The sequence below is a fragment of the Pseudomonas sp. G(2018) genome, from assembly GCF_005502415.1.
GTDB lineage: Bacteria > Pseudomonadota > Gammaproteobacteria > Pseudomonadales > Pseudomonadaceae > Aquipseudomonas.
The window spans coordinates 1-25008 of sequence record NZ_SCOO01000014.1 but is presented as its reverse complement, the minus strand read 5'-3'; the positions used below and the strand labels follow the sequence as shown (position 1 = coordinate 25008).

Below are 25008 nucleotides of genomic sequence, written 5' to 3'. Positions count from 1 at the left end.
TCTCTGGAGGCCCCCTCACGGGGGCCTTTCTTCAAAACATCCAGGGGGCGTCCAATCATGCGAATTATCGCCTTGGCATTTTTGCTTTGCGTGTCCAGTGTGATCGAGGCTGCACAGTTGCCGCTTTCCATCCTGCCGGGTGGCGCGGTGGTGTATAAGCCGATCCAGAGCATACGCGAGCGCAAGTTTGCCGACCTGGTGCAACAGAAAACCGATTTCAGTTGCGGCGCGGCTGCGCTGGCGACCGTATTGCGTCAGGCCTATTGGCTGGACGTGAATGAAGAACAGATCATCGAAGGGATGCTGGCGCATTCCGATCAGGATCTTGTCCGCGTTCAGGGCTTCTCCATGCTCGACATGAAGCGCTACGTGGAAAGTATCGGTATGCGGGCCCGTGGCTATCGGGTGGCCACCGAAACGTTAAACGACATCAAGATTCCGGTTGTTGTACTCATGGATATCCGTGGCTACAAACACTTTGTGGTCATGCAAAGAGTCCACAACGGCTGGGTGTATATCGGCGATCCGGTACTCGGTCATAAACGCTACAAGGTCGAAGACTTTGTCAAAGGCTGGAACGGCATCATCTTTGCCGTCATCGGCCAGGGCTACGACAAAAACAATGCGTTGCTCAACCCACCTTTGCCGCTGACCGCCAAGAACCGCATCAACGCCTTCAGCCCTGTGCAGGACGCAGAGTTGATGGACTTCGGATTCATCCAGAGCGACTTCTTCTAATAACAAGGGAGCACGACGCTCCAGGAGCATTCAATGAAGACTCCAATCTGGCTGGCCATGGTATGCCTGACCGCCAGCCTGCCAACCCAGGCAGAATTTTTCAAACCCATCGAACTGAAAGATCAGGAACTGGCGAACCTTCGCGGCCGCTTTGTCATGCCGGGACGGGTCATCAGTTTCGGCGTTGTCATGACCAGCACCTGGCAAAATGCCAACGGAGATGTGATCGGGGCACGCTCCTCGATGCAAATTCAGCAGTCGACTATCACGCCGCAGTTCTATGTGTCGATGATCGACGAAAATGGTACTGGCTCTGCGCGTTCGCAAAGCACCGGTACCGGCACCGTTGCTGGCGGCAACGGCCTCAACAGCACCCAAGGGGTCACTCAAGTGGTGCGTGCTGCCGGTGACAATAATACGGCCTACAACAATGTTGATATCAACGTCACAAAGGCTAATCAGGCACCCGTAACGCAGCAGCAGGGCCAGGCATTGGCCTCGGGCTCGACCTTGACCGGCGCCAACGGCGCGGGCTCGATGAGCATTTCCTCGACCGGCAATGGCGTGCAACTCAATATCGTGGCCAACAACAATCAGGGCAGTACCGTACAACGCCTGGCCCAGGGTGGGCTGATGCAGAATACGACTTTGCTAGGCGGCAGCAACCAGGTCCGCAACTTCACATCCTTCAATGTCGTGTTGCGTGACAACGTAACCACGGCCGGGTCGTTGAACGGCAATCTGGATCAGCTCAAAGGTCTTCGCACTCTCGGATTCTGATCTACGCTCAGTCTCATCAGATGTAGTCAGAAGGGACGGCTAACCCATGCACCGATCGTTAACGTTCAGAGCTATCGTTTGTTTGAGCGGCCTGGCCCCGGCAACTTTGCTTTACGCAGCAACGGACCCCCAGGTTGAAGCACTAAAACAAGAACTCATGGAGTTGAAACAACGTTACGAAGCACAACAGAACGCACTGATGGTACTCGAACAGCGCGTTCGCCAAGTCGAAGCGGCACCTGCGTCACCTGCTCCCAAACGCCTGACCAAATCCCCTGCCGAAACCACCAGGGGTGGCCAGGCAGTGGCCGCGGGTGCGCCCGGAACCACGGGCAGCTCCTACGGGCAGTCGCTCAAGGATGACTCGGAACCGGCACAAAGCGTTTCGAACCTGTACGACGAAGCCAGCGGATTCTTCGGTGGCGGCAAGTTCAGCGTCGAAACCGGCCTGACCTATACCCACTACGATACCCGAGCACTGACGCTCAACGGCTTCCTGGCGCTGGACTCGATTTTTCTCGGCAACATCAACCTCGACCGCATCAAGGCCGACAACTGGACACTGGACCTGACCGCCCGCTACAACGTTGCACAACGCTGGCAGTTCGACATTAACGTCCCCGTGGTTTATCGCGAGTCGACGTATTCCTCCGGTGGCGCCGGTGGCGCAGGGCCGGTAACGTCCGACGCAAGCGTCACCCGCGACCCGACCATCGGCGATGTGAACGTTGGCGTGGCCTACAAGTTTCTGGATGAGTCGGAAAGCCTGCCCGATGCAGTCGCTACCCTACGCATCAAGGCGCCGACCGGCAAGGACCCCTACGGCATCAAGCTGGTCAATGACCCTGGCAACGATAACCTCTCGGTGCCCGAGGACTTGCCTACCGGCAATGGTGTCTGGGCCATCACCCCGGGTATCTCGCTGGTCAAGACTTTCGACCCGGCCGTACTGTTTGGCAGCCTGTCCTACACCTACAACATGGAAGACTCTTTCAGCGACATCAGCCCCCAGGAAGGCTCCAAGGTCAAAGGGGACGTGAAGCTGGGCGATTCCTGGCAGATCGGCGCCGGCATTGCATTCGCCTTGAACGAGAAGATGAGTATGTCGTTCTCGGTCACCGATCAGTTCGCCCGCAAGAGCAAGATCAAACCGGACGGTGGCGATTGGCAGTCGATCACCAACAGCGATTACAACTCGGCCAACTTCAACATCGGCATGACCCTGGCAGCAACCGACAACCTGACAATCGTTCCCAACCTGTCTATCGGACTGACCGAAGACTCGCCAGACTTTTCCTTCAGCCTGAAGTTCCCGTACTACTTCTGATCCGACACCCACAAAAAAGCCCCGCTGCGATTCAGGTCGCAGCGGGGCTTTTACTGTAGGAGCCGATGGTCGTTAACGATTACACAGCAAGCCTGACACCCGTGGTGTCCCAAAGTCCATCGCAAGCAGAGCTCACTCCTGCAAGGGTGGGTTTACCGGATCTGATGCTTGTGCAATAAACGGTAGAAGGTAGGCCGGGAGATCCCCAGCACCTTGGCAGCGATACTCAAGTTATCGCTGTGGCGGTTAAGTACATCGCACAAGGCCTGGCGTTCCGCCCTGTGTTTGTACTCCTCCAGTGTGCCCATCGGCGGGGCAATGCCCTGATGGCTGATCAGCCCCAGGTCTCGCGCTTCGATCTGTCGGCCCTCGGCCAGCACCAACCCGCGACGTACCCGGTTGGCCAGCTCACGAACATTGCCCGGCCAGTCATGCTTGCCCATGGCAATCAAGGCGTCTTCACTGAAGCTGCGCGGACGGCGGCCGGTTTCATGGCTGTAGAAATGGGAAAAGTGGTTGGCCAGCAGTGACAGATCGCCATTGCGCTCACGCAGGGGCGCGGTCGCGACCTGCAACACGTTCAGCCGATAGTACAGATCTTCGCGAAAGCGCTTCTTCTCGATGGCGGCTTCGAGATCGACATGGGTCGCGGCCAGCACTCGCACATCCACGGGAATCGGTTGGCTGCCACCCACCCGCTCAATGTGTTTTTCCTGGAGGAAACGCAACAGGTTCGCCTGCAGTTCAAGGGGCAGGTCACCGATCTCATCGAGAAACAGCGTGCCGCCGTTGGCCGCTTCGAGTCGCCCGACCTTGCGTTGATGGGCACCGGTAAAAGCACCCTTCTCGTGGCCGAACAGTTCGGACTGGATCAAGTGTTCGGGAATCGCGCCACAGTTGATCGCGACAAAGGGTTTGCTGTGGCGCAAGGATTGCCGATGCAGCGTACGGGCGACCAGCTCTTTACCTGTCCCGCTTTCGCCGCGGATCAACACCGGTGACTCGGTGGGTGCCAGTTTGCTTAATAGCTTGCGTAATTCGCGTATGGGTTTGCTGTCGCCCAACAGTTCGTGCTCGGGCTGATCGATATGCACCGTGCCCTGCCCACGCAGGCGCGCCATGCCAAAGGCCCGCCCCAGTGTGACCTGGACCCGGGAGACATCGAACGGCAAGGTATGGAAGTCGAAAAACCATTCGCAGACAAAGTCCCCGACATTCTGCAGGCGCAGGACTTCCTGATTCAGGACGGCGATCCACTCGGTGCCGCTGCGGCTGATGAGTTCTTTGACGGCATCGGGGCGTTCAAGGTGAAAAGGCTGCAGGCGCAACAGACCCACGTCACAGGTTCGGTCGATGGCGTTTTCCAGCGAACAGCTGTCAACATCCCAACCCACGGAGCGTAATCCCGGCAATACACGATGGCAGTCGTCGCAGGGATCAACCACTAATAGACGTCGCAAGGCAGGCGCTTCGTTCATGACTGTTCCTTGGCGCCAAATTCTAGGAAATTTTATTAAAAACAGTCATTTGGCGGACCTGGCTGTAACATTAGCAAGAATTTGACGTGGCCTTGTACCGTTTGACTATAGAGTCGCTGCCTAAATAGTTATAAGAATCTATATTGTTAGTTAACTAACGACTCCAACCTTTCATTCAGCTTTCAAAACATGTGCTTGCGATGTGCATTTGAACAAAAGTTGAAATTTCTTTTATTTGTGTGTGACCCGAACCCTGGTTGCGGACATCAGTACAAGTAACCTGCCGAACGGTAAGCCCAACCGTCGGCACATCACTTGATTGGGCATACTGAGAGAACATCCTATGAACGCCCCGCTCCGTATCAACGAAGCTCTTTTGATTGCCGACCGCGCATTCCAGCCTTTCCAATGCGTGGCCTGGGCGCCACAGGACGGCAACGGCGAACTCTGCCTGACCGTCATCGACCGTACCAACAACAGTATAGGCCGCAAGCAGATCCCGAGCAGCGCCTACACCGACCCTGAGCAGCTTCAACGCCTGCTTGAACAAGCTCGTGAAGAGTTGAGCCAGGAAGGTTACAAACTGCAGTCGTGGTCGATGCCGCACTAATCATTTTTGCGGATTACTTCGGTAATCCGCGCCCTCCTTTTTTGCCGTTAGTTGCCTGGTTTTCATTTTCAAATGCACGTGTCTCGCATCGTTATTTGAACTGGCTCACATTAATCCTTTGCACGCTTGCCATTGGTTCGAAAAGACACTGTTGTGGCACACAACGACCCTCCGCCTGTTATTTCTGCCAGTTGTGCATCCGGGCATTCAGGGATTGAATGATCTCCTAACTAGTCGCCAACCAACTTCTGGACAACGACGACTCGCAAGGAGATGCGTGCATGTCAATCCAGTCCGTTTTAACTGTCCCGGCCGCGTCAAGTTACGCCGGCAAGCTCGATATCAGCTTCGCCACCCAAGGCAAAACCCAGGTGTACTTCGCCGGCAGCACTTCAAGCCTGGCCAACGACGTCACCATCGATTCCCAGGGACGCTTGCTGGTGGCGGCAAAAGTCGGCACGCCAAGTGGCAGTCGTTTTGGCCTGGCCCGTTTGCTGGAGGATGGTTCCGCGGATCTGGCATTCGGCTACAAAGGCAGTGTCATCGGGCAGTTCGAGCCGGGCTTTGAAGCCATGGCTGGCAAGGTTCACGAATTGCCCGACGGGCGGATTCTGCTGACCGGCCTGCACTATGAAAATGCCCACCGTACCCTTCCCGCCGTAGCATTGTTCGATCCGCAAGGTTGTCCGGTCCAGCAGTTTGGCGACAACGGTTACTGCGTGGTGCGACTGCCGGGCAATCTATCCCACGGGATTCGCGATGCCTGGCTGCCTCCCGGAGTGCCGGGGGCCGAAGCCTGTGATGCCGGCGTCCAGGAAGACGGTAAAATCGTGCTGGTGGCCAACCATCATTTCGAACTGGCCGATCACGCCGGCATGCTCATACGGCTCGACACCAACGGCGAGTTGGACAATACATTCAACGGCCGTGGATTTGTGATCATCAGGCACTTGCTGATGAACACCTGGCTCAATTGCGTCAGGGTGCAGCGCGACGGCCGAATCCTGGTGGGTGGTTCGATCAACTTCCCCGAAGAGGGCTTGCTGGCCCGTTATCAGCCCGACGGCAGCCTTGACGATCGCTTCGCCGTGGATGGTTTCATGAGTTTCAAAGCTCAGGGACAAAGCGCGCAAGTCAGCCAGGTCGTCCAACTGGAAGATGGCGATATACATTGTTTTGGCAGCAGCCGCGATCCCATGCGTTGCCTCTCCCTGAAACTCCACATTAATGGCCGCCCGGACAGGCATTGGAACGATGGCCAGGCGCAATTGCTGGAAATCGGCCGCAGTGGTTGCCAGTGGACCGCGGCTCAGGCACAACCGGATGGCAGCGTGATCACGGCCGGCGCAACCATCGGCGGTGTCGAGGCCGACTTTATTCTGGGTCGATATATGCCCGACGGGCAGCTTGATCGTAACTTCGGCGACGGTGCCGGATGGGTTCGTACCCGACTCGGCCGCAGTCTCGATACGGCAACTTCATTGGCCATCCAGGCCGATAAAAATATCGTCGTGGCAGGTTATTCACTGGACGGCAACTATCATGCAGTCGTTGCACGTTTTTTGGGCTGATCCATCGTACTGTTCCTGCACTTGATCTTCTCTTTCGCTTACGGCAACTTGCGCGCTTCTTAATACAAGGAGTAGCCGATGTCCGGTTCCATGGCCCAGGCGTTCGCGCATAACTTTCTCGGCAACTCACCTCGCTGGTACAAACTCTGTATTGTCGGTTTTCTTATTATCAATGCAGTGGTGCTGTGGACCGTAGGTCCGGTGGCGGCGGGTTGGCTGCTGGTGCTGGAATTCATCTTCACCCTGGCCATGGCGCTCAAATGCTATCCGTTGATGCCCGGGGGATTGTTGCTGGTCGAAGCACTGGTGCTGAAAATGACCACGCCCCAGGCGCTTTATGACGAACTGCTGCACAACTTTCCGGTGATCCTGCTGCTGATGTTCATGGTGGCCGGCATTTACTTCATGAAAGACCTGCCGCTGTTTCTTTTCTCGCGCTTGCTGCTTGGCGTGCGCTCCAAGGCCATGCTGGCATTGATGTTCTGTTTTTTGTCGGCGTTTCTGTCAGCGTTTCTCGATGCCTTGACCGTGACCGCCGTGATCATCAGTGCGGCTGTCGGTTTTTATTCGGTGTATCACCGCGTGGCCTCAGGCACCGATCCGCGGCAGGACAGCGAATTCAGCGACGACCGTCACCTGCCCAAACTCCATCATGAAGACCTCGATCAGTTTCGCGCCTTCCTGCGCAGTCTGCTGATGCACGGTGCCGTCGGCACGGCCCTGGGTGGCGTCTGTACGCTGGTGGGCGAGCCGCAGAACCTGTTGATCGGGCATGAGATGGGTTGGCACTTCGCCGAGTTCTTTCTGAAGATCGCGCCGGTTTCGCTGCCGGTATTGGTGGCGGGACTGGTGACCTGCGTCCTGCTGGAGAAACTGCGCTGGTTCGGTTACGGCACATTGCTGCCGGACAACGTACGGGCCGTGCTGGCCGATTACGCTGCCCAAGACAATGCCGAGCGCACCGCGCGCCAGCGTGCAGCGCTTATCGTGCAGGCAGTTGCAGCACTGATCCTGATCGCCGGGCTGGCGTTTCATGTCGCGGAAGTGGGTTTGATCGGTTTGATGGTGATTGTGCTGATCACCGCGTTCACCGGGATTACCGACGAGCACCGTCTCGGTACTGCCTTCAAGGACGCGATGCCGTTCACCGCCCTGCTGGTGGTGTTCTTCGCCGTGGTGGCAGTGATCCACGATCAGCAACTGTTCACACCATTGATCCAATGGGTACTGGCCCTGCCGGTCGATCAACAACCGGGCATGCTGTTCATTGCCAATGGCCTGCTCTCGGCGATCAGCGACAACGTGTTCGTCGCGACGATCTACATCACCGAAGTGAAACAGGCGTTCATCGCCGGGCACATGAGCCGCGAGCATTTCGAGACGCTGGCCATCGCGATCAACACCGGCACCAACCTGCCTAGCGTGGCAACGCCCAATGGCCAGGCGGCGTTTCTGTTCTTACTGACTTCGGCGATTGCACCGCTGATACGCCTGTCTTACGGGCGCATGGTCTGGATGGCGTTGCCGTATACGGTGGTGATGGGTGTGTTGGGTTGGTACGCCGTGACCTACTGGCTGTAAACCCGAACTAAATGTGGGAGCGGGCAAGCCCGCTCCCACAGTGGTTTGTGTGTTCAGCGCGGGAGAATGTATTGCTCGATTGCCAACGCCGCCCCGTCTTCGGCATTGCTTGCAGTGACCACATCCGCCTGACGCTTCACCGCCTCTTCCGCCTGCCCCATGGCGATCGACAACCCGGCACAATGAAACATCGCCGGGTCATTGCCACCATCCCCCATTGCAGCCGTCTGCGCCAAAGGCACTGCGAGGAATTCGGCCAGCGTCTTCAGCGCCTCGCCCTTGTTGGCCTGCATCGCGGTCACGTCCAGATACACCGGTTGCGAACGCGAGACCTGGGCCTGGCCTTCGACTTTCGCCAGCAACTGAGCCTCGAGCTCAATCAGCAACTCGGTGTTGTTGCTGGCGGCGACGATCTTGTTGATGCGGGCCAGGTACGGTTCGAAGCTTTCGACCGCCACCGGCGGGTATCCCAGCCCGTGCTGTTCGCGGGGCACCATGGGGCCGGCCGGATCTTTGACCAGCCAGTCATCGCCACTGAATACCCAGACTTCGATCTCCGGTTGATCGGCGAACAGCGCCAGGGTCGTCAATGCTGCCGCCGTCGGCAAGTAATGCGCGACGAGCAAACTGCCATCGGGATGAACGAGGGTGCCGCCGTTGAAGGCTGCCGTGGGCAGGTCGACGCCCAAGGCCTCGATCGTCTGCAGCATGGCCCTGGGTGGACGCCCCGTGGCCAGGCTGAACAACACGCCGGCTTCGCGCAACGAACGGACCGCGTCGATGGTGCGCTGGTTAAGGCTGTGATCGGGCAGCAGCAAGGTACCGTCCATGTCACTGAGCAAAAACCGGATGGGCTGTGGCGTGGCGTCACTCATCCGAGGCCGTGCCAGACGCGACCGTCGCGAGTCAGCAGCTCTTCGGCGGCTTTCGGCCCGTCTTCGCCCGCAGCATAGCCCTGCACCGAGGCATCCTCCTGCCAGGCATCGAGGAACGGCTGTACCGCACGCCAGCCGTTTTCGATGTTGTCGGCACGCTGGAACAGCGTCTGATCACCGGTCAGGCAATCGTAGATCAGGGTTTCGTAGCCGGTGGACGGCTGCATCTCAAAGAAGTCCTTGTAGGCAAAGCCCAGTTCGATGTTCTCCATCTTCAGGGCCTGCCCTGGCCGTTTGGCCAGAAGATCGAACCACATGCCTTCGTTGGGCTGGATCTGGATGCGCAGGTAGGTCGGTGCCAGTTCATCGACCTCGGTATCGCGAAACTGTGCATATGGCGCCGGTTTGAAACAGATGACGATTTCGGTATCGCGCACGCTCATGCGCTTTCCGGTGCGCAGGTAGAACGGCACGCCCACCCAGCGCCAGTTGTCGATCATGACCTTGAGAGCCACATAGGTTTCGGTATTGCTGTCAGGCGCGACCCTGTCCTCCTGGCGATACCCCGGCAGGGATTTGCCACCGACTTCCCCCGCGGTGTATTGACCGCGTACCGAATTGGCCCGGGCCTCTTCGACCGACCAGGGACGAATTGCGCCGACCACCTTGGCCTTTTCGCCACGGACCGCATCGGCGCCAAACGCCGCCGGCGGTTCCATGGCTACCATCGCCAGCAACTGGAACAGGTGATTGGGCACCATGTCCCGCAGGGCGCCGGTGTTTTCGTAGAAACTGCCACGGGTTTCCACGCCGACGGTTTCGGCGGCGGTGATTTGCACATGGTCGATGTAGTGATTGTTCCAAAACGCTTCGAACAGGCTGTTGGAAAACCGGCTGATCAGAATGTTCTGCACGGTCTCCTTGCCCAGATAGTGATCGATGCGGTAGATCTGCTTTTCCGACATGACCTTGAGCAAGCAGGCGTTCAAGGCTTCGGCTGTTGGCAGATCGGAACCGAAGGGTTTTTCGATCACCACCCTTCTGAATGCTTCCGGGCTTTCTTCGAGCAAACCGGATGCGCCGAGACGACGCACCACTTCACTGAAAAAACGTGGCGCGGTGGCCAGGTAGAACACCGCGTTGCCGGTGCCGCTGTCGGCGATTTTTGCCGCCAGCGCTTGATAGGTGCTGTCGTCCAGGAAATCGCCCTGGACGTAGCTGATGCCTTGGGCGAGTTTGGCCCACAAGTCTGGATCAAGGGATTGATCACCCTTGCCGACTTTGCTGGCCACTTCGCTGCGGATGAAGTCTTCGAGTTTTTTTGCGAAGCCTTCATCGCTGATGGCGTTGTGGTCAACACCAATGATCCGCAGTCCATCCCCGAGTAAACCGTCGCGCTTGAGGTTATACAGCGCCGGCATCAGCAGGCGCTTGACCAGATCACCATGGGCGCCGAACAGAAACAGCGTGGTAGGTGGCGCGGGTTCAGCCTTGGATTTTCTGCGGATCACATGGGTCATTTTTTCGCAGTCTCCACATGGCCGCCGAAGCCGAAGCGCTGGGCCGAAAGGATCTTGTCACCAAAGGTGCCCTGCCCACGGGAGCGATAGCGCGAGAACAGTGCTGTCGTCAGCACGGTTGCCGGTACCGCTTGCTCCATGGCCGCTTCGACAGTCCAGCGCCCCTCCCCGCTGTCCGCCACCGAACCGGAGTAACCGTCGAGTTTCGGATCGCTGGCCAGGGCATCGGCGGTCAGGTCGAGCAGCCAGGACGAGACCACGCTGCCACGACGCCAGACTTCGGCAATGTCGGCAACGTTCAGGTCGAAGCGCTGGTCTTCCGGCAGGTTGGTACTGGATTTGGTCTTGAGGATATCGAAGCCCTCGGCGAAGGCCTGCATCATGCCGTACTCGATGCCGTTGTGGATCATCTTGACGAAGTGCCCGGCACCGGCGGGACCGGCGTGGATGTAACCGCGCTCGGCACGGTCGTCATCGGATTTGCGGTCCTTGGTACGCGGGATGTCACCCATGCCCGGAGCCAGGCTGTCGAACAGTGGATCAAGACGCTTAACGGTCTCGGCATCGCCGCCGATCATCATGCAGTAACCGCGCTCCAGCCCCCAGACACCGCCCGAGGTGCCGACGTCGATGTAGTGCAGGCCTTTTTCCGAAAGGGTCTTGGCCCGGCGGATGTCGTCTTTATAGAAAGTGTTGCCGCCGTCGATGATGGTATCGCCGGCTTCGAGCAAGGTGCTCAGGGTGTCAATGGTCTCTTCGGTCGGTGCGCCTGCCGGCAGCATGACCCACACCGCTCGCGGTTTGGCCAGGCCAGCAACCAGGGCTGGCAAATCGGCAACGCCGGTCGCGCCCTCTTCGATCAAGGTCTCGACGAAGGCGGTATTGCGATCGTACACAACGGTGGTATGGCCGTTGAGCATCAGGCGCCGCGCAATATTGCCGCCCATGCGGCCCAGTCCAATAATCCCGAGTTGCATGTGCTGATGCTCCCTACTACAAATAAATGTGTGTCAAAGGTTATAGCCCAACGCGACTAATGTGGGTTAGTCCAGAGCGCTGGCTTGAAGTTTCCGGGCATTGTGCCCGATCCAGACAGATAACGTCGGGAATCGTGCCGAAGACACAACGACCATGAAAAATAAAAAAGTTCCCTTCACGGGAAAAAGAAATCAAAATTGGCGCCGATAGTAGATCAGCCGCTTATTTCACGCGGATCTACAGTTGAGACACGCCATTTGCGAGGTGAGCAATGGGCACAGTACACACCGCACTGCCAGCACAAACCCTTTATGTCACGATCCGACGCGATGAATTGCGCCAGTTGAAAGACGAACGCGACCAGTTGAAACAGGAGCTGGCGCAACTGCGCTTGTTGATCCAGGGCCAACAGACCTTACCCGTGACCCAAGGCGCTCCCCACGCCTGACGCCCTCGCCTGAATCGGAAGCAGCACTGCCCTGCTTCCGATATGCCATCGCCCTTCGTCCTCTCTGGCAAACTCACGAAGTTTTCACATCCACTTGTTGATACTCCGGTTCATTGTGGCCGCTCGGTATCCGGGCTGCCCCCGTTCGTCGGCGACTTTAGTGTTCTGGCGGTGGAAGTGATCATTGGCTGGAGCATTGAATGGCTTGGTTTAAACGCAGCGACAAGTCTGCGAAAGGTTTCGATTGGGCAGGGTTTTTCTGGCTGTTTCTGTTCTTCTGGTATTTCTCCGGCATCACCCAACTGCTGATCCAACTGACCGGCACTTCCGGTTTCACCGGTTTCCGCCAGGCGTTTGTGATGAGCGCCATCTGGCTGGCGCCGATGCTGCTGTTCCCCAGACAAACCCGTGTCATGGCGGCGCTGATCGGCGTGGTACTCTGGGCCTGTTCCATGGCCAGCCTGGGTTACTTCTTCATCTATCAGCAGGAATTCTCCCAAAGCGTCATCTTCATCATGTTCGAGTCGAATGTGTCTGAAGCCGGCGAATACATGACCCAATACTTCGCCTGGTGGATGGTGGCCGCGTTCCTCGCGCACACCGCGTTCGCCTGGTTCCTCTGGACACGCTTGCGCCCGGTGTACATGCCGCGAGGTCGCGCCATGGTGGCTGCAACCGCCATCCTGGTAGCGGTGATCGGTTATCCGCTGATCAAGCACACCTTGCGTACCGGCAGTTTCGCCAGCGGCTTCGAAAAGTTCGAAACGCGCATCGAGCCGGCCGTGCCATGGCAAATGGCCGTGGCCTATCACCGCTACCTGGACACCTTGGCGGGGATGCAGGAAATGCTGACCAGTGCCAGCAAGATCCCGCCACTGCACAACCTCAAGGATACGACGGCCAACCAGCCGGCAACCCTGGTGCTGGTGATCGGCGAGTCCACCAACCGCCAGCGCATGAGCCTCTACGGCTACCCGCGGGAAACCACCCCGGAACTGGACAAGCTCAAGGATCAACTGACGGTCTTCGACAACGTCATCACACCGCGTCCCTACACCATCGAGGCATTGCAGCAGGTGCTGACCTTCGCCGATGAAGACAATCCGGATCTGTACCTGTCGACGCCGTCCCTGGTCAGCATGATGAAACAGGCGGGCTACAAGACCTTCTGGATCACCAACCAGCAGACCATGACCAAGCGCAACACCATGCTCACGACCTTCTCCCAGCAGGCCGACGAACAGGTGTACCTGAACAACAACCGCAACCAGAACGCCGCGCAGTACGATGGCGATGTGATCGAGCCGTTCAACAAGGCCCTGGCCGACGCGGCGCCGCGCAAGCTGATCGTGGTGCATCTGCTCGGCACCCACATGAGTTACCAGTACCGCTACCCTTCGACCTACGACAAGTTCAAGGATCGCAACGGCGTCCCGCCCGGCGTGCGCGACGATCAGTTGCCGACGTACAACAGCTACGACAACGCAGTGCTGTACAACGACTTCGTGGTGTCGAGCCTGATCAAGGACTACGCAAAGTCCGATCCGAACGGTTTCCTGCTTTACCTCTCCGACCATGGCGAAGACGTTTTCGACTCCCCTGGCCACAGCACCCTCGGGCGCAACGAGAGCAAACCGACGGCACCGATGTACACCATTCCGTTCATGGCCTGGGCCTCGCCGAAATGGCGTGAAACCCACGACTGGAATTTCGACGGTGACCTGGGGCGGCCGTACAGCAGTTCGCACCTGATCCACACCTGGGCGGATCTGGCAGGCCTGAGTTTCGATGAACTCGACCACAGCAAGAGCTTGGTCAGCGACAGCTTCAAGCCACGACCATTGATGATCGGCAACCCCTACGAACGCCAGCAGCGGCCGCTGATTGACTTCAGTCTGATCAAGCCCAAAACGAAGCCGGACACGGCGGAAGTCGTGCTGAAGTAACTGTTTCAATACAAATAACCCTGTGGGAGCGAACCGGCTCCCACAGTGGTTTTTGGGGTTCAACAAGAACTCAATAGATAATAATTATTCTCGTTCAGCCCTAAAACCCTCCCCCCTCCTTCGTCTTTGAACAAACGGAAATTTTTCAACGACGACAAGGAGTCGGCTGCGATGTTCGCGCCTATCACCCGTTCCATGACTTTTACCCTTGGCCTTTGCGGCGCAGCATTGAGCCCGGACTTGCTGGCTGAAACCGAGCCTGAAACAGCGCCATTGGCGCCTACGCTCATGCTCGGCGCCACCAACGTAACCGCCCAGAGCCTGGGCAGCACCACCGAAAACACCGACTCATACACCACCGGCTCCATGAGCACGGCCACCCGCCTGAACCTGTCGATCAAGGAAACCCCACAATCGGTTTCCGTGGTCACTCGCCAGCAAATGGATGATTTCAAACTCGGCACCCTGTCCGAAGCCATGAGCCAGACCACTGGCGTAGTGGTGCAGCACAACGACTCGGACCGGGTCAGTTATTCTTCGCGCGGCTACTCGATCAACAATTTCCAGGTCGATGGCATGTTGAACACCTTCAGCTACATGAAGTCCGATTCCGACACCATCATTTACGACCGTATCGAAGTGGTTCGCGGTGCGACAGGGTTGACCACCGGCGCCGGCGATCCTTCGGCCACCATCAATATGGTGCGCAAACGGCCGACCGCGCAGTGGCAAGCAAAGACCGGTGTCAGCGGTGGCAGCTATGACAATTACTACAGCTACCTCGACGTCGGCGGACCGCTGGCTTTCGACGGACGCCTGCGCGGGCGCGGCGTAGTGGCCTACCGTGACAGCGATTCGTACCGGGACAAATACCAACAACAACGGGAGGTCGGTTACGGGGTCCTCGAAGCCGATCTGACCGACGACACCCTGCTGGCGGTGGGTTACGACTATCAGAACAAGCATGTCCAGGGTACGTCCTGGGGCACTGTGCCCTATTGGAACTCCGACGGCAGCAAGGCCAACCTCGGACGCTCGACCAACATGGCCACGTCCTGGAGTTCCTGGCCGCTCAAGGACAAGACCGCGTTCGCCAACCTCGATCATCAACTGGCTGGCGGATGGCAGCTCAAGGCCGCGTATACCCATCGTGAAAGTGACACCGACGGCAAGATCTATTACGCCGGCGGCGGTTTCCCGAATGCGGATCGCAGCGGCATGATCGCCAACGTCAGCCATATGATCGGCACGCAAAAGATGAAGGCCTATGATTTCAATGTCTCCGGCCCCTACTCATTGTTCGGCCGGGATCATGAATTGATGGTCGGTTATGGTGAAGCGGAGCGCCGCGAGGATTCGCCCTACACAGTGGACGGCCCAAGAGCGGCGGATTATGAAAACGTCCCCGACTGGAAATATATGGGCAACATCGGCAAGTTTCCCGACACCGTTACCAACCTGACGGGCTCGAAAGACTACACCCGGCAGAAGGCCGGTTATTTGGCGACGCGCCTGAACCTCACCGATGAACTGCACGCCGTTCTCGGCAGCCGCTACGGCAGCTGGAAAACCTCAACCACCACCAACAGCTACGACAACAACCTGCAACTGTCGAGCGTCGATCACAGCAGCCAGCAACAGAACGACATGTGGACGCCCTACGCCGGCCTGCTTTACGACCTGACCCCGGAGTACACCGTTTACGTCAGCTACACCGATATTTTCAAACCGCAGACCGAGCGCGACAGCAGTCGCAAGTACCTTGAACCGGTGGTCGGCAGCAACTATGAACTGGGCCTCAAGGGCAGTCTGCTGAAAGAACGATTGAACCTTGCGACCGCGCTGTTCTGGAGCAAACAGGACAACGTCGCCGAACTGGACGACTCGGTGCCGCCGGACCCGGTGACGGGCGAAGAATTCTTCAAGTCGGGCGGCAAAGGCAACAAGGTGCAAGGCTTCGAAGCCGAGCTGTCAGGTGAGGTCATGGCGGGCTGGAACATGAGCGCCGGTTACACCTACACCCACTCGGTCGATGGCGAAAAGCAGCGCATCAACACCAACCAGCCTTTGAACATGTTCCGATTCTCCACCGCCTATCATTTGCCCGGCGAATGGCAGGCGTTGACCGTGGGCGCTGCCGTGAATTGGCAGAGCGACGTCTATCGAGCCGGCAACCGCCCGGTCGGGCGCCGTGTCGATGGTAGCCTGATCACCGAGCGCACGAATATCCGTCAGGAGGCCTACACCGTGGTTAATCTGATGTCCCGCTACGCGTTCGACAGGCATCTGTCGGCCTCGCTTAACGTCAACAACCTGTTCGACAAGAAGTATTACGACAACGTCGGTTTCTACAACGGCGTCTACTGGGGCGACCCGCGTACAGTGACCTTGAGCCTGGACTGGAAACTCTAGGGGTTATTAATTCCCATTTAACGGAATCGGCGGATAATGAGGCTTCGACTTTGATCTGTTGACTCATGGACGAAAGGCATCCGACATCTGTAAGTGGGAGGCACACCATGAAACGTACTACGCTGATTCTAGCTGTCCTCACAACACTAGGCTCCGCCGGCGCCTTTGCCGAAGGTGGCGCTGAACGCATGAGGTACTACTACGAGACGCTGCGCTATAACCAGCAAGTGGCGCTGGGCAACATCACACCAAGCCAAGCCAGTGAACTGCGGGTCCCGGACGATCAAACGGCACAAATGACCGAGTCCTACAGACCGAAATGATTGTTACACCTCTGACTGCTTGCTCTTCAGTCAGAGAAAACAGTTGGGCGTCCTGATGGACGCCCTTTTTTATGCGCGGATCAAAGTGGCTTGATCCAGAACATCATGCGCCCGTGGGCCGGGTCGAACTCGCCCGGGACGAAACCGAACTTGCCGTAGGAGGCCTGGGCCACCGCATTGCCTTCCAGCACTTCCAGGGTAATTTTGCAGCAGCCACGCTGACGGGCAATGTCTTCGACCTTTTGCAGCATTCGCTGGCTCAAGCCCAAGCCACGAAACTTCGGCACCACGGCCACATCGTGCACATTGACCAATGGCCGGCAGGCAAAGGTCGAGAAGCCTTCAAAGCAATTGACCAATCCGGCCGGCTCGCCGCCGACAAAGGCCAACACGCTGAATGCGTGGGGACGCTTGGCCAACTCGCCTGGCAGCAGTTGCAGCACGTTGGCGGGCAGAGAATGGCCGCCGCCCATCGGGTCTTGGGCGTAACTGTTGAGTACCAGGCCAATGGCCTCGGCATGTATCGGATTGGTGTAGCTGGCTTGCAGCACAAGTATTTCCGCGAAATCCATTTCCATCCTCGATCACATTCAATTTGGCCCCAGTGCGCAGATCGCTCTGGAAGGCCTGGCGACGATATCGCGAGCGTGTCTGTTTGAAAATCAAAAGATCTTAATGCCCCCAGATCAAGGCCTCGGTCCATCCCAGCTCGGCAAAATCCTCGACCCGCAGGTGCGACTCACCCGCGCAGAAAAACTCGTCCAGTTGCGGTGGTTTCACCGATGTGCCGCTGAGCATGGCGTGGACCTGCCCCCGGTGATGGATCTGGTGCTCGAACAGGTGCGACAGCAGGCGCAAGCGGCTGTCATGTTGTGGCGTGTCCCGGGCAATGGTCACCACCTTGCCCAGATCGGCATCGCGCATCTGCTCGCAGTAGGCAATTAACCGCTGGTCGACATGAGCCTGCTCGCGCTTGAGATCCGTCGCCTGGGTGAACGGTTCGTCGTCCTTGAAAAACACGTAGCAGTCGGGGTGCGGATCATCGCCGCGCAACTCGCGTTCGAGGGCATCCACGTAAAACCAGTCACAGGTCAGGATGTGATTGAGGGTCGCACGGATGCTTGGAAAGAAGCTGACACGGGGGGCAGCCAGATCGCCGGGACTCAACTGACACCAGGCCTTGGCCAGTCGGTGATTGGCCCAGGCGTTCTGGTAAGCCATGCTCAGCAAATGGTGGGACAGAGGCTGGTTCATGCTGAAACCTCCTGAATCTCATATCTTCCAAGCCCTAGACTTGTGCAAAACGCTCCAGCTGCATTTCCTGCAGGCGGCTGAGGGTACGGCGGAACGGGAACTCCAGGTAGCCCTCGGTGTAGAGCGAATCCATCGGCACCTGCGCTTCGAGGTACAGCGGTACCTTGCGGTCGTAGCACTCGTCCACCAAGGCAATGAAACGCCGCACTCCGTCGTCATGCACCGATAACTGCGGCAATTCGCGATCCCCGGCTTCCACCCGCACGGCGCCGTCTTCAGTACCCCGGGCGATGCGTCCGACACGTTTTTGCGCGCTCAGGTTGGGTACGTCACTCAACAGGATAACGCTGAAGGTGTCGCACAGGGCCATGAAATCCATCGCGGCGAACGGCTGTTCACAGAGATCGGCGTAACGACACCAGAGCACCGATTTGCTTGCCTGCACCACCTCGAGCGAACGGTAACCGACCTTGACCGGTGAACAGGATATCGCCTGGCCGACGGTCAGCGCCTTGAATACATCCTCCAGTGGGCTGGATTGATCGGGCGCAACCACCCAGTATCGTTGAAGCCCCTGCCCCGGATGCAGACGATGATCTTCGCCGCCATCTACCGCAATCACCTGCATGTGCTGCTTGATCGCGGCGATGGCCGGCAGGAAACGGTCGCGGTTGAAGCCATCGGCATACAGCTTGTCGGGGGGGAGATTGGAGGTACAGACCACCACCACGCCCTGTTCGAACATTACCTGGAACAAGCGCCCGAGAATGATCGCGTCACCAATGTCATTGACGAACAATTCATCGAAACACAGCACCCGCACTTCTTCGCTCAACTCGCGAGCCAGCGCTTTCAACGGGTCGGCGGTGCCGGTGAGCTGAAACGAGCGCTGATGCACCCAACCCATGAAATGGTGAAAGTGCTGGCGCCGGGCCGGAACCTGCAAGTGCTGGTAAAACTGGTCCATCAACCAGGTTTTACCGCGCCCGACCGGGCCCCAGAGGTAAACGCCAGTGATCGGCTTGCGGCCTTCATGCAGCGCTTCATGACACTTCTGCAAAGCCCAGACGGCATGTTCCTGGGCTTCGTCCTGGACGAAGCCCTTTTGTTCGATGGCGTACAGCCAGGCGCTGAGGGGAGAGTCGACATTCATGCGCGGCAGTATGCCACCAGCGCACGATGACTACAGTGAAATGTCCAGCCGGGCAATCTTGCCCTGCTCATTCAGGCGAAACATGTAGCGCAGTTCCAGGGGGCTGCCGGGAAACGTGCCGGAGATCAGGCCATTGACCAGCACCTTGCCGGTACGCTGTTGCACCTCCAGTACTTCGACCCGAGGCTGATAGCGCTGGCCAGTGTCTTGCATCCATTGGGCAATGGCTTGCGTGCCGATCCGGTGCTGCCCCTCATCGAACACATTGGCATCTTCGGCGAAGAAACTGCCGACCCGCGAAGTGTCGCGGGCATTGGCGGCGGCAATGTAGGCGGCGATGGCGGGCGCCAGTGCCGAGGCGGGATTGGACATGTTGCGGCTCCTTGTTTGTTGGTTCTGGAGCCATGCTAAAACAGGGCGCTGTCAATTCTTGTCAGGAGTGAAACGCCCGGATTCATCCAGTTGCATTTGCTTGCGTCAGGTCCGCAACAGGTCGCTACGCCGCCCTGGATAACGCTCGCCCTGCTCGCTCGCCTGCGAGATCCGGTCGGTACGAAACGTCCGATAAGCACCACGCAATTCGCACCAGGCCACGATGATCCGCACCTCGTTGAGAAACCCCAGGGCCAATGGCCAGATCAGCCGTTGACTCGGCACTTGTTGGGCGTCGGCGTAATCGATGTGCAACTTGGACTGATTGCGAATGGCCTGGCGAAACACATTCAACGGCACCGCGTTGGGTGCAAAACCATACCCCGGCGGCCCCGGCATCACGGTTGGGTTACGTAACGCGTCCAGCGCTTCCGGCGCGAGTACCGCGGCAATCTTGGCCAGCGCATCGGCCGCCGCTTTGCTCAGTACCTCATCTCCCCGCTGATCCACATAGCGCAGCCCCAGAACGATGGCTTCGGTTTCGTCGGCATTGAGCATCAACGGCGGCAAGAACAAGCCGCTGCGCAGTACATAGCCAATCCCCGCTTCGCCATAGATCGGCGCGCCCAACGCGGTGAGTTCAGCGATGTCGCGGTAAAGCGTACGTTCAGAGATGTCCAGTTCGCCGGCAAGCGTGGCCGCCGTCACCGGACGGCTCTTGCCGCGAAGCACTTGCAACAACGTCAGTAAACGGGTCGTTCGCGACACGATTGGCAGGTCCTGTCCAGAGAGTCGAGGGAGCTTAGCAGAGGCCCCTGTCAGAAACTGTCAGCAGCATGGTGGAAAAACCACATACCTGCAGGAGCAAAGCTTGCTTGTTTGCGATGGCGGCTGTGCAGTCAACGATGCAGTGCCTGAGCCACCGCCATCGCCATCGCCATCGCCATCGCGAGCAAGCTTTGCACCTACAGGCGGAACGAGGGAAAAGGAGCTTGACGCTGAATATTACTGGGATCATATTAAATAGATGTCGCAAATAATTTATATTCACCTCGACGTACCTTCAGGAGTCTCCCCATGCATTACAAAGTGTTTGGCCGTAAAACCGGCTTGCGGGTTTCCGAACTGGCGTTGGGCGCCGGCAATTTCGGCACCGGCTGGGGCCATGGTGCCGAACGTGATGAAGCCAAGGGCATTTTCGATGGTTACCTGGAGGCTGGCGGCAACTTCATCGACACCGCCAACGGCTATCAAGGTGGTCAGTCGGAGGCCATGCTCAGCGAGTTCATCGCCCCGGAGCGGGACCATCTGGTCATCGCCAGTAAATACACCTTGGGGACTACACCGGCAGCCGGTATTTCCCACACCGGCAACAATCGCAAGAACATGGTTCGCGCCGTGGAAGAGAGCTTGAAGCGGCTGAAAACCGATCACCTCGATCTGTTCTGGGCGCACATGAGCGATGGCGTGACGCCAATGGAAGAAATCCTGCGTGGTTTCGACGATCTGGTACGGGCCGGCAAGATCCATTACGCCGGGCTGTCGAATTTCCCGGCGTGGCGCATCGCCCGCGCCGATCTGCTGGCCGAGGTGCGCGGTTTTGCGCCGATTGCCGCGATTCAGGTCGAGTACAGCCTGGCCGAGCGTACCGCGGAGCGCGAGCAACTGCCGATGGCCGAGGCGTTGGGGCTGGCCGCCACCCTGTGGTCGCCGCTGGGTGGCGGCTTCCTGACCGGCAAGTACCGCAACACACAGGGCGACAACCGCGCCACTAAACTCGGGGTGCTGGTTCACGCCGAGAAAGGCGCCCGGGAAACCGCCCTGCTCGACACCCTGCTGGCGGTCGCCGCAGAACTGGCGGCCAGCCCGACCCACGTCGCCATCGCCTGGTTGCGCGAACAAGCCAAACGCTCGACCACCACACTGATCCCGATTCTCGGCTCGCGCACTCGCGAACAACTGGATGCAACCCTGGGGGCGTTGAACGTAGCGTTGAATGAAGATCAGTTGGCGCGGCTCGATGGTGTCAGCGAAGTGGCCAAAGGTGTGCCTCATGAGTCGATCAGCGGTTCCTTTGCACGGTTCAGTGGCGGCGTGACCCTCGACCTGCCGAAAATCCCGGTGGCTTGAAAAGGCATCGCGGGCAAGCCCGCTCCCACAGAATCCATGCAGAACCTGTGGGAGCGGGCTTGCCCGCGAAGAGGCCGTGTCAGCCAATATTCAAATCGACTGACACAGCGCTTTCGTCGGAACGCCGCCCGGAGCCGGCTCGCTCCCACAATGGTTTGTATTTTTACCGGTCGACCTTATGCTTGGCCGCATAAAGGCACAGCATCTCCATCGCCAGCGTCGCCGCCGCCAACGAGGTGATTTCCGCACTGTCATAAGCCGGCGCCACTTCCACCACGTCCATGCCCACCAGGTTGATCCCGCGTAAACCGCCGAGGATTTCCAGTGCCTGCACCGTACTCAAGCCGCCACACACTGGCGTTCCGGTGCCCGGAGCGAAGGCCGGGTCAAGACAGTCGATGTCGAACGTCAGGTACACCGGGTGATCGCCGACCCGCGCCCGAATGGCTTCGACAATCGCATCAACGCCACGTCGATGCACCTGCCGCGCATCCAGCACCTCAAAGCCCTGATGATCGTCGTTGGTGGTACGCAATCCGATCTGGACCGAACGCGACGGATCGACCAGGCCTTCCTTGGCGGCGTGCCAGAACATGGTGCCGTGGTCGATGCGCTTGCCCTCTTCGTCCGGCCAGGTATCGCTGTGGGCGTCGAAGTGGATCAGCGACAGCGGGCCGTGCTTGCGGGCGTGGGCCTTGAGCAGCGGATAGGTGATGAAGTGATCGCCGCCGAAGGTCAGCATCGCACTGCCCGCGTTGAGGATATGTTCGGCGTGGGCCTCGATGCATTCCGGGGTCGACTGCGGCGAACCGTAATCGAAGTCACAATCGCCGAAGTCAACGACCGCCAGATGATCGAACGGATCGAAGGTCCATGGCCAGTGGCGCTCCCAGGCAATCCCGGCGGACGCGGCGCGAATCCCCCGCGGTCCGAAACGCGCGCCAGGGCGGTTGCTGGTGGCGGTGTCGAACGGCACGCCGCTGACTGCCACGTCGACGCCGCGCAAGTCGCGGCTGTAGCGGCGACGCATGAAACTGGTGATGCCGGCGTAGGTGCTTTCGGCGGCGGTGCCATACAGGCTGTCGCGGGTCATGGCCTGATCGTTTTGCATCGGGACGTCCATCTCGGGTTCCTTATTATTGGCGGCTACGGAAAGCGGTCCACACGCGAGTGCGCTGGCGCATGTCCTTGAGGCTCATGCTGCGATCGGCGTACAGCCGTTCGCGAACCTCAGCAGGCGGGTAGATGTCCGGGTCGGTGCGCACCGCCTCATCCACCAGCGGCGTCGCGGCCTGGTTGGCGGTGGCAAAGAACAGGGTGTTGGTCAGCGCCGCGACCGATTCCGGACGCAACATGAACTCGATGAACTGGCGCGCCGCTTCGGGGTGTGGCGCGTCCTTGGGGATCGCCAGGTTGTCCTGCCACACCAGGGTGCCTTCCTTGGGAATCCGGTAGGAGATTACGTAGGGCTTGCCGGCCTTGCGCGCCTGATCGGCGGCCATGCTCGCATCACCGTTGTAAGCCAACGCCAGGCAGACACTGCCATTGGCCAGATCGTTGATCTGCCGCCCGCTGGCCACGTACAGCACCGAAGGCTGCAGCTTATGCAACAGCGCCTGGGCCGCTTCGAGATCGTCCTTGCTGGTGCTGTAGGGATCCTTGCCCAGATAGTGCAATGCCAGGCCGATCACTTCCTGGGGCGAATCGATGATCGCAATGCCGCAGTCTTTGAGCTGGCTGGCGTATTCGGGTTTGAACAACAGGTCCAGGCTGTTGAGCGGCACGTTCGGCAAGCGTTTCTGTACCGCCTCTACATTCATCCCCAACCCCAGGGTGCCCCAGGTGTAAGGCACGCCATAGCGATTACCGGGGTCCACCGCCGCCAGTTTTTCCAGCAAATCCGGATCAAGATTGGCGTAGCCCTTCAGGCCTTCGTGGGGAATCGCTTTCAATGCGCCTGCCGCCAGGCCACGGGCCAATACACTGGACGACGGCACCACTACGTCATAGCCGCTGCCGCCGGTGAGCAGTTTGGTTTCCAGCACTTCCGGCGCGTCGAAGGTGTCGTAGCGCACATGAATGCCGGTTTCCTGTTCGAAACGCTGCAGGGTTTCAGGGGCGACGTAATCGGCCCAACTGTAGAGATTGACGACTTTGTCCTCGGCCTGGGCCGCTGCGGCCATGGCAAGGAACAGCGCGGGGACACACATCTTGAACACGGTAGCCATGACGAACACCTGACCGGAGGAAGTGGTTGCAGGATGCGTCGTCGGATACATTGATAAAATATAAAGATTATTAACCTGACATTACCAAGGAGTAATGTTTGATGCTCGGTCAACTCCACGATCTGGATCTGCACCTGTTGCGCCTGTTTGTCAGCGTGGTGGAGTGCGGCGGTTTCAGCGCGGCCCAGGGTGAACTGGGCCTGAGCCAGTCCAGCATCAGTCAGCAAATGGCCAAACTGGAAACCCGCCTCGGCTACCGGTTGTGCAGTCGTGGCAAGGGCGGGTTCAGCATCACGCCCAAGGGTGAACAACTGCTCAGCGCCACCCGAGGGCTGTTCGAATCCATCGAAGCATTCCGTCATCAGTCCAACGGCGTGGCCGGGCGCTTGATCGGCGAAGTGCGCCTGGGCTTGTCCGAAGCCCTGGACCAATCGGTGTTGCAACGGGTGGCCGAAGCGATCCGGCGTTTTCGCGAACGCGACGAATCGGTGCGCATCGAATTGATAAGCGCCATGCCTGGCGAAATGGAGCGCTTGCTGCTGCAACAGCGGCTGGACCTGGCCATCGGCTATTTCTCCCAGGTGCAGAGTGCTTTTGATTATCGCGAACTGTTTACCGAAACCCAGCACCTGTACTGCGCGGAAGGCCATCCGCTGTTCAACAACGACGCGCCGGATGACCTGGCGCTGCAAGCTTGCGACCGGGTCGATCACCCTTACCGCTTCCTGCGCAGCGATGAGCCATTCCAGGGCAAGCTGTGCTCGGCGCGTTCGGAACAGGTCGAAGGCACCCTTGCCTTCATTCTGTCCGGAAAGCATGTCGGCTATCTGCCTGAGCACTTTGCTCGTCATTGGGAGGACAAGGGGCTGCTGCGGATGGTGCGCCGTGAAGGCATGAGCTTTGACGTGGCGTTTCACCTGACCCGGCACCGGGCGCAGGTACCGGGGGATGCGCAGAAAGCATTTGAAGAAGACTTGTTGGCGGCGTTTGCCTGAAACGCCGGTTTCCCTGCCACCTATGACCATTGTGGTGGATACGGGGCTCATCGCTCGCCACAAAATAGTCTTTCTGGCATCCTGCGCCTCCATTTTCTGACCCGGCCCACCCCTGGACCATGAACGCCTCTGAAAAACCCCCTGCCCCACGCCACAATGACCTGATCTACGGCCTCGACAATCGCCCCCAGGCGCAGGAAGGGTACGTCCACCCGGTTCAACACCACGATGGTCCCGAGTACCAGCGCCGCCAGGCCCAGGTGGCTCGCCGCGCCGAGATCGGGGGCGC

The 25008-nt window shown here is 58.8% G+C and carries 23 protein-coding genes and 1 pseudogene; 12 read left to right on the top strand and 12 right to left on the bottom strand.

The window, feature by feature from the left end; genetic code table 11:
* Positions 1 to 57 precede the first annotated feature (57 nt).
* From FFS64_RS15480 to FFS64_RS15470, 3 genes are read left to right on the top strand one after another with little or no spacing between them, the layout of a single operon-like run.
* A complete protein-coding gene (locus FFS64_RS15480) occupies positions 58 to 738 on the top strand; it encodes a C39 family peptidase (protein ID WP_137806101.1) in 681 nt (226 codons plus the stop codon).
* Between the two features lie 33 nt (positions 739 to 771).
* Positions 772 to 1518 (top strand): hypothetical protein, encoded by a 747-nt coding sequence (locus FFS64_RS15475; RefSeq protein WP_137806100.1) that lies wholly within the window; start codon positions 772 to 774, stop codon positions 1516 to 1518.
* A 46-nt stretch (positions 1519 to 1564) separates the two neighbouring features.
* Positions 1565 to 2845, top strand: a complete 1281-nt coding sequence (locus FFS64_RS15470) for a transporter (protein ID WP_137806099.1) — start codon at positions 1565 to 1567, stop codon at positions 2843 to 2845.
* A gap of 152 nt (positions 2846 to 2997) precedes the next feature.
* On the opposite strand, the gene FFS64_RS15465 is transcribed toward FFS64_RS15470, so the two are convergent.
* Positions 2998 to 4323: a sigma-54 dependent transcriptional regulator gene (locus FFS64_RS15465; protein ID WP_137806098.1), complete on the bottom strand. Its 1326-nt coding sequence runs from the start codon at positions 4321 to 4323 to the stop codon at positions 2998 to 3000.
* Positions 4324 to 4666: 343 nt separating this feature from the next.
* Between FFS64_RS15465 and FFS64_RS15460 the strand changes: the two genes are divergently transcribed.
* From FFS64_RS15460 to nhaB, 3 genes are all read left to right on the top strand, one after another.
* Entirely contained in the window at positions 4667 to 4933 is a 267-nt protein-coding gene (locus FFS64_RS15460; protein WP_095194162.1) for a hypothetical protein, read from the top strand.
* Positions 4934 to 5214: 281 nt separating this feature from the next.
* Positions 5215 to 6504: a hypothetical protein gene (locus FFS64_RS15455; protein ID WP_137806097.1), complete on the top strand. Its 1290-nt coding sequence runs from the start codon at positions 5215 to 5217 to the stop codon at positions 6502 to 6504.
* Positions 6505 to 6582: 78 nt separating this feature from the next.
* Positions 6583 to 8085 (top strand): sodium/proton antiporter NhaB, encoded by a 1503-nt coding sequence (gene nhaB / locus FFS64_RS15450; RefSeq protein ID WP_137806096.1) that lies wholly within the window; start codon positions 6583 to 6585, stop codon positions 8083 to 8085.
* Between the two features lie 53 nt (positions 8086 to 8138).
* On the opposite strand, the gene FFS64_RS15445 is transcribed toward nhaB, so the two are convergent.
* From FFS64_RS15445 to gnd, 3 genes are read right to left on the bottom strand one after another with little or no spacing between them, the layout of a single operon-like run.
* On the bottom strand, positions 8139 to 8960 hold the full coding sequence (locus FFS64_RS15445) for an HAD family hydrolase (protein ID WP_137806095.1): 822 nt from the start codon (positions 8958 to 8960) through the stop codon (positions 8139 to 8141).
* Positions 8957 to 10480 (bottom strand): glucose-6-phosphate dehydrogenase, encoded by a 1524-nt coding sequence (zwf, locus tag FFS64_RS15440; protein WP_137806094.1) that lies wholly within the window; start codon positions 10478 to 10480, stop codon positions 8957 to 8959. The genes FFS64_RS15445 and zwf overlap by 4 nt, the downstream gene beginning before the upstream one ends.
* The gene (gnd, locus tag FFS64_RS15435) at positions 10477 to 11457 is read right to left on the bottom strand and encodes a phosphogluconate dehydrogenase (NAD(+)-dependent, decarboxylating) (protein WP_095194157.1); all 981 of its coding nucleotides are present in this window, start codon (positions 11455 to 11457) and stop codon (positions 10477 to 10479) included. Before gnd ends, zwf begins: the two co-directional genes overlap by 4 nt.
* Before the next feature lie 272 nt (positions 11458 to 11729).
* Here gnd and FFS64_RS31300 point away from each other — a divergent pair, with 272 nt between their 5' ends.
* The 4 genes from FFS64_RS31300 (at position 11730) to FFS64_RS15420 (ending at position 16587) form a co-directional block, all read left to right on the top strand.
* Positions 11730 to 11906, top strand: a complete 177-nt coding sequence (locus FFS64_RS31300) for a DUF6026 family protein (RefSeq protein WP_171017093.1) — start codon at positions 11730 to 11732, stop codon at positions 11904 to 11906.
* A 200-nt stretch (positions 11907 to 12106) separates the two neighbouring features.
* Positions 12107 to 13852 (top strand): phosphoethanolamine transferase CptA, encoded by a 1746-nt coding sequence (locus FFS64_RS15430; protein ID WP_137806093.1) that lies wholly within the window; start codon positions 12107 to 12109, stop codon positions 13850 to 13852.
* A 171-nt stretch (positions 13853 to 14023) separates the two neighbouring features.
* Positions 14024 to 16264 (top strand): TonB-dependent siderophore receptor, encoded by a 2241-nt coding sequence (locus FFS64_RS15425; RefSeq protein WP_137806092.1) that lies wholly within the window; start codon positions 14024 to 14026, stop codon positions 16262 to 16264.
* 107 nt (positions 16265 to 16371) lie between these two features.
* Entirely contained in the window at positions 16372 to 16587 is a 216-nt protein-coding gene (locus FFS64_RS15420; protein ID WP_095194154.1) for a hypothetical protein, read from the top strand.
* Between the two features lie 80 nt (positions 16588 to 16667).
* Here the strand turns inward: FFS64_RS15420 and FFS64_RS15415 are convergent, their stop codons facing one another.
* The 5 genes from FFS64_RS15415 to FFS64_RS15395 form a co-directional block, all read right to left on the bottom strand.
* On the bottom strand, positions 16668 to 17159 hold the full coding sequence (locus FFS64_RS15415; RefSeq protein ID WP_137806091.1) for a GNAT family N-acetyltransferase: 492 nt from the start codon (positions 17157 to 17159) through the stop codon (positions 16668 to 16670).
* Between the two features lie 100 nt (positions 17160 to 17259).
* Positions 17260 to 17841 (bottom strand): DinB family protein, encoded by a 582-nt coding sequence (locus FFS64_RS15410; RefSeq protein WP_137806090.1) that lies wholly within the window; start codon positions 17839 to 17841, stop codon positions 17260 to 17262.
* A 34-nt stretch (positions 17842 to 17875) separates the two neighbouring features.
* Positions 17876 to 18994: a cell division protein ZapE gene (gene zapE, locus FFS64_RS15405; RefSeq protein WP_137806089.1), complete on the bottom strand. Its 1119-nt coding sequence runs from the start codon at positions 18992 to 18994 to the stop codon at positions 17876 to 17878.
* Positions 18995 to 19024: 30 nt separating this feature from the next.
* Positions 19025 to 19366 (bottom strand): nuclear transport factor 2 family protein, encoded by a 342-nt coding sequence (locus FFS64_RS15400; protein WP_095194151.1) that lies wholly within the window; start codon positions 19364 to 19366, stop codon positions 19025 to 19027.
* A 105-nt stretch (positions 19367 to 19471) separates the two neighbouring features.
* On the bottom strand, positions 19472 to 20134 hold the full coding sequence (locus tag FFS64_RS15395; protein ID WP_137806088.1) for a YafY family protein: 663 nt from the start codon (positions 20132 to 20134) through the stop codon (positions 19472 to 19474).
* Positions 20135 to 20443: 309 nt separating this feature from the next.
* On the opposite strand from FFS64_RS15395, the gene FFS64_RS15390 reads away from it, so the two are divergent.
* Entirely contained in the window at positions 20444 to 21496 is a 1053-nt protein-coding gene (locus tag FFS64_RS15390) for an aldo/keto reductase (RefSeq protein WP_137806087.1), read from the top strand.
* Between the two features lie 163 nt (positions 21497 to 21659).
* Here the strand turns inward: FFS64_RS15390 and speB are convergent, their stop codons facing one another.
* Both speB and FFS64_RS15380 read right to left on the bottom strand, forming a co-directional pair.
* Complete coding sequence (speB, locus tag FFS64_RS15385; protein ID WP_137806086.1) at positions 21660 to 22619, bottom strand: agmatinase; 960 nt, start codon at positions 22617 to 22619, stop codon at positions 21660 to 21662.
* Between the two features lie 13 nt (positions 22620 to 22632).
* A complete protein-coding gene (locus FFS64_RS15380; RefSeq protein WP_137806085.1) occupies positions 22633 to 23724 on the bottom strand; it encodes a polyamine ABC transporter substrate-binding protein in 1092 nt (363 codons plus the stop codon).
* Between the two features lie 101 nt (positions 23725 to 23825).
* Between FFS64_RS15380 and FFS64_RS15375 the strand changes: the two genes are divergently transcribed.
* Positions 23826 to 24719 (top strand): LysR family transcriptional regulator, encoded by an 894-nt coding sequence (locus FFS64_RS15375; protein ID WP_137806084.1) that lies wholly within the window; start codon positions 23826 to 23828, stop codon positions 24717 to 24719.
* 137 nt (positions 24720 to 24856) lie between these two features.
* Here FFS64_RS15375 and FFS64_RS32205 read toward each other — a convergent pair.
* A pseudogene (locus tag FFS64_RS32205) lies at positions 24857 to 25008 on the bottom strand (xanthine permease XanP); the annotation flags it as partial.

Excerpts from the sequence above, each read along its gene's own strand:
- FFS64_RS15390 (WP_137806087.1), top strand. The coding sequence starts at position 20,444 with ATGCATTACAAAGTGTTTGGCCGTAAAACCGGCTTGCGGGTTTCCGAA.
- FFS64_RS15445 (WP_137806095.1), bottom strand. The coding sequence starts at position 8,960 with ATGAGTGACGCCACGCCACAGCCCATCCGGTTTTTGCTCAGTGACATG.
- FFS64_RS15410 (WP_137806090.1), bottom strand. The coding sequence starts at position 17,841 with ATGAACCAGCCTCTGTCCCACCATTTGCTGAGCATGGCTTACCAGAAC.
- FFS64_RS15480 (WP_137806101.1), top strand. The coding sequence starts at position 58 with ATGCGAATTATCGCCTTGGCATTTTTGCTTTGCGTGTCCAGTGTGATC.
- nhaB (WP_137806096.1), top strand. The coding sequence starts at position 6,583 with ATGTCCGGTTCCATGGCCCAGGCGTTCGCGCATAACTTTCTCGGCAAC.
- FFS64_RS15420 (WP_095194154.1), top strand. The coding sequence starts at position 16,372 with ATGAAACGTACTACGCTGATTCTAGCTGTCCTCACAACACTAGGCTCC.
- zwf (WP_137806094.1), bottom strand. The coding sequence starts at position 10,480 with ATGACCCATGTGATCCGCAGAAAATCCAAGGCTGAACCCGCGCCACCT.
- FFS64_RS15415 (WP_137806091.1), bottom strand. The coding sequence starts at position 17,159 with ATGGATTTCGCGGAAATACTTGTGCTGCAAGCCAGCTACACCAATCCG.
- speB (WP_137806086.1), bottom strand. The coding sequence starts at position 22,619 with ATGGACGTCCCGATGCAAAACGATCAGGCCATGACCCGCGACAGCCTG.
- FFS64_RS31300 (WP_171017093.1), top strand. The coding sequence starts at position 11,730 with ATGGGCACAGTACACACCGCACTGCCAGCACAAACCCTTTATGTCACG.
- zapE (WP_137806089.1), bottom strand. The coding sequence starts at position 18,994 with ATGAATGTCGACTCTCCCCTCAGCGCCTGGCTGTACGCCATCGAACAA.
- FFS64_RS15400 (WP_095194151.1), bottom strand. The coding sequence starts at position 19,366 with ATGTCCAATCCCGCCTCGGCACTGGCGCCCGCCATCGCCGCCTACATT.
- FFS64_RS15375 (WP_137806084.1), top strand. The coding sequence starts at position 23,826 with ATGCTCGGTCAACTCCACGATCTGGATCTGCACCTGTTGCGCCTGTTT.
- FFS64_RS15470 (WP_137806099.1), top strand. The coding sequence starts at position 1,565 with ATGCACCGATCGTTAACGTTCAGAGCTATCGTTTGTTTGAGCGGCCTG.
- FFS64_RS15455 (WP_137806097.1), top strand. The coding sequence starts at position 5,215 with ATGTCAATCCAGTCCGTTTTAACTGTCCCGGCCGCGTCAAGTTACGCC.
- FFS64_RS15380 (WP_137806085.1), bottom strand. The coding sequence starts at position 23,724 with ATGGCTACCGTGTTCAAGATGTGTGTCCCCGCGCTGTTCCTTGCCATG.
- FFS64_RS15475 (WP_137806100.1), top strand. The coding sequence starts at position 772 with ATGAAGACTCCAATCTGGCTGGCCATGGTATGCCTGACCGCCAGCCTG.
- gnd (WP_095194157.1), bottom strand. The coding sequence starts at position 11,457 with ATGCAACTCGGGATTATTGGACTGGGCCGCATGGGCGGCAATATTGCG.
- FFS64_RS15430 (WP_137806093.1), top strand. The coding sequence starts at position 12,107 with ATGGCTTGGTTTAAACGCAGCGACAAGTCTGCGAAAGGTTTCGATTGG.
- FFS64_RS15465 (WP_137806098.1), bottom strand. The coding sequence starts at position 4,323 with ATGAACGAAGCGCCTGCCTTGCGACGTCTATTAGTGGTTGATCCCTGC.
- FFS64_RS15425 (WP_137806092.1), top strand. The coding sequence starts at position 14,024 with ATGTTCGCGCCTATCACCCGTTCCATGACTTTTACCCTTGGCCTTTGC.
- FFS64_RS15460 (WP_095194162.1), top strand. The coding sequence starts at position 4,667 with ATGAACGCCCCGCTCCGTATCAACGAAGCTCTTTTGATTGCCGACCGC.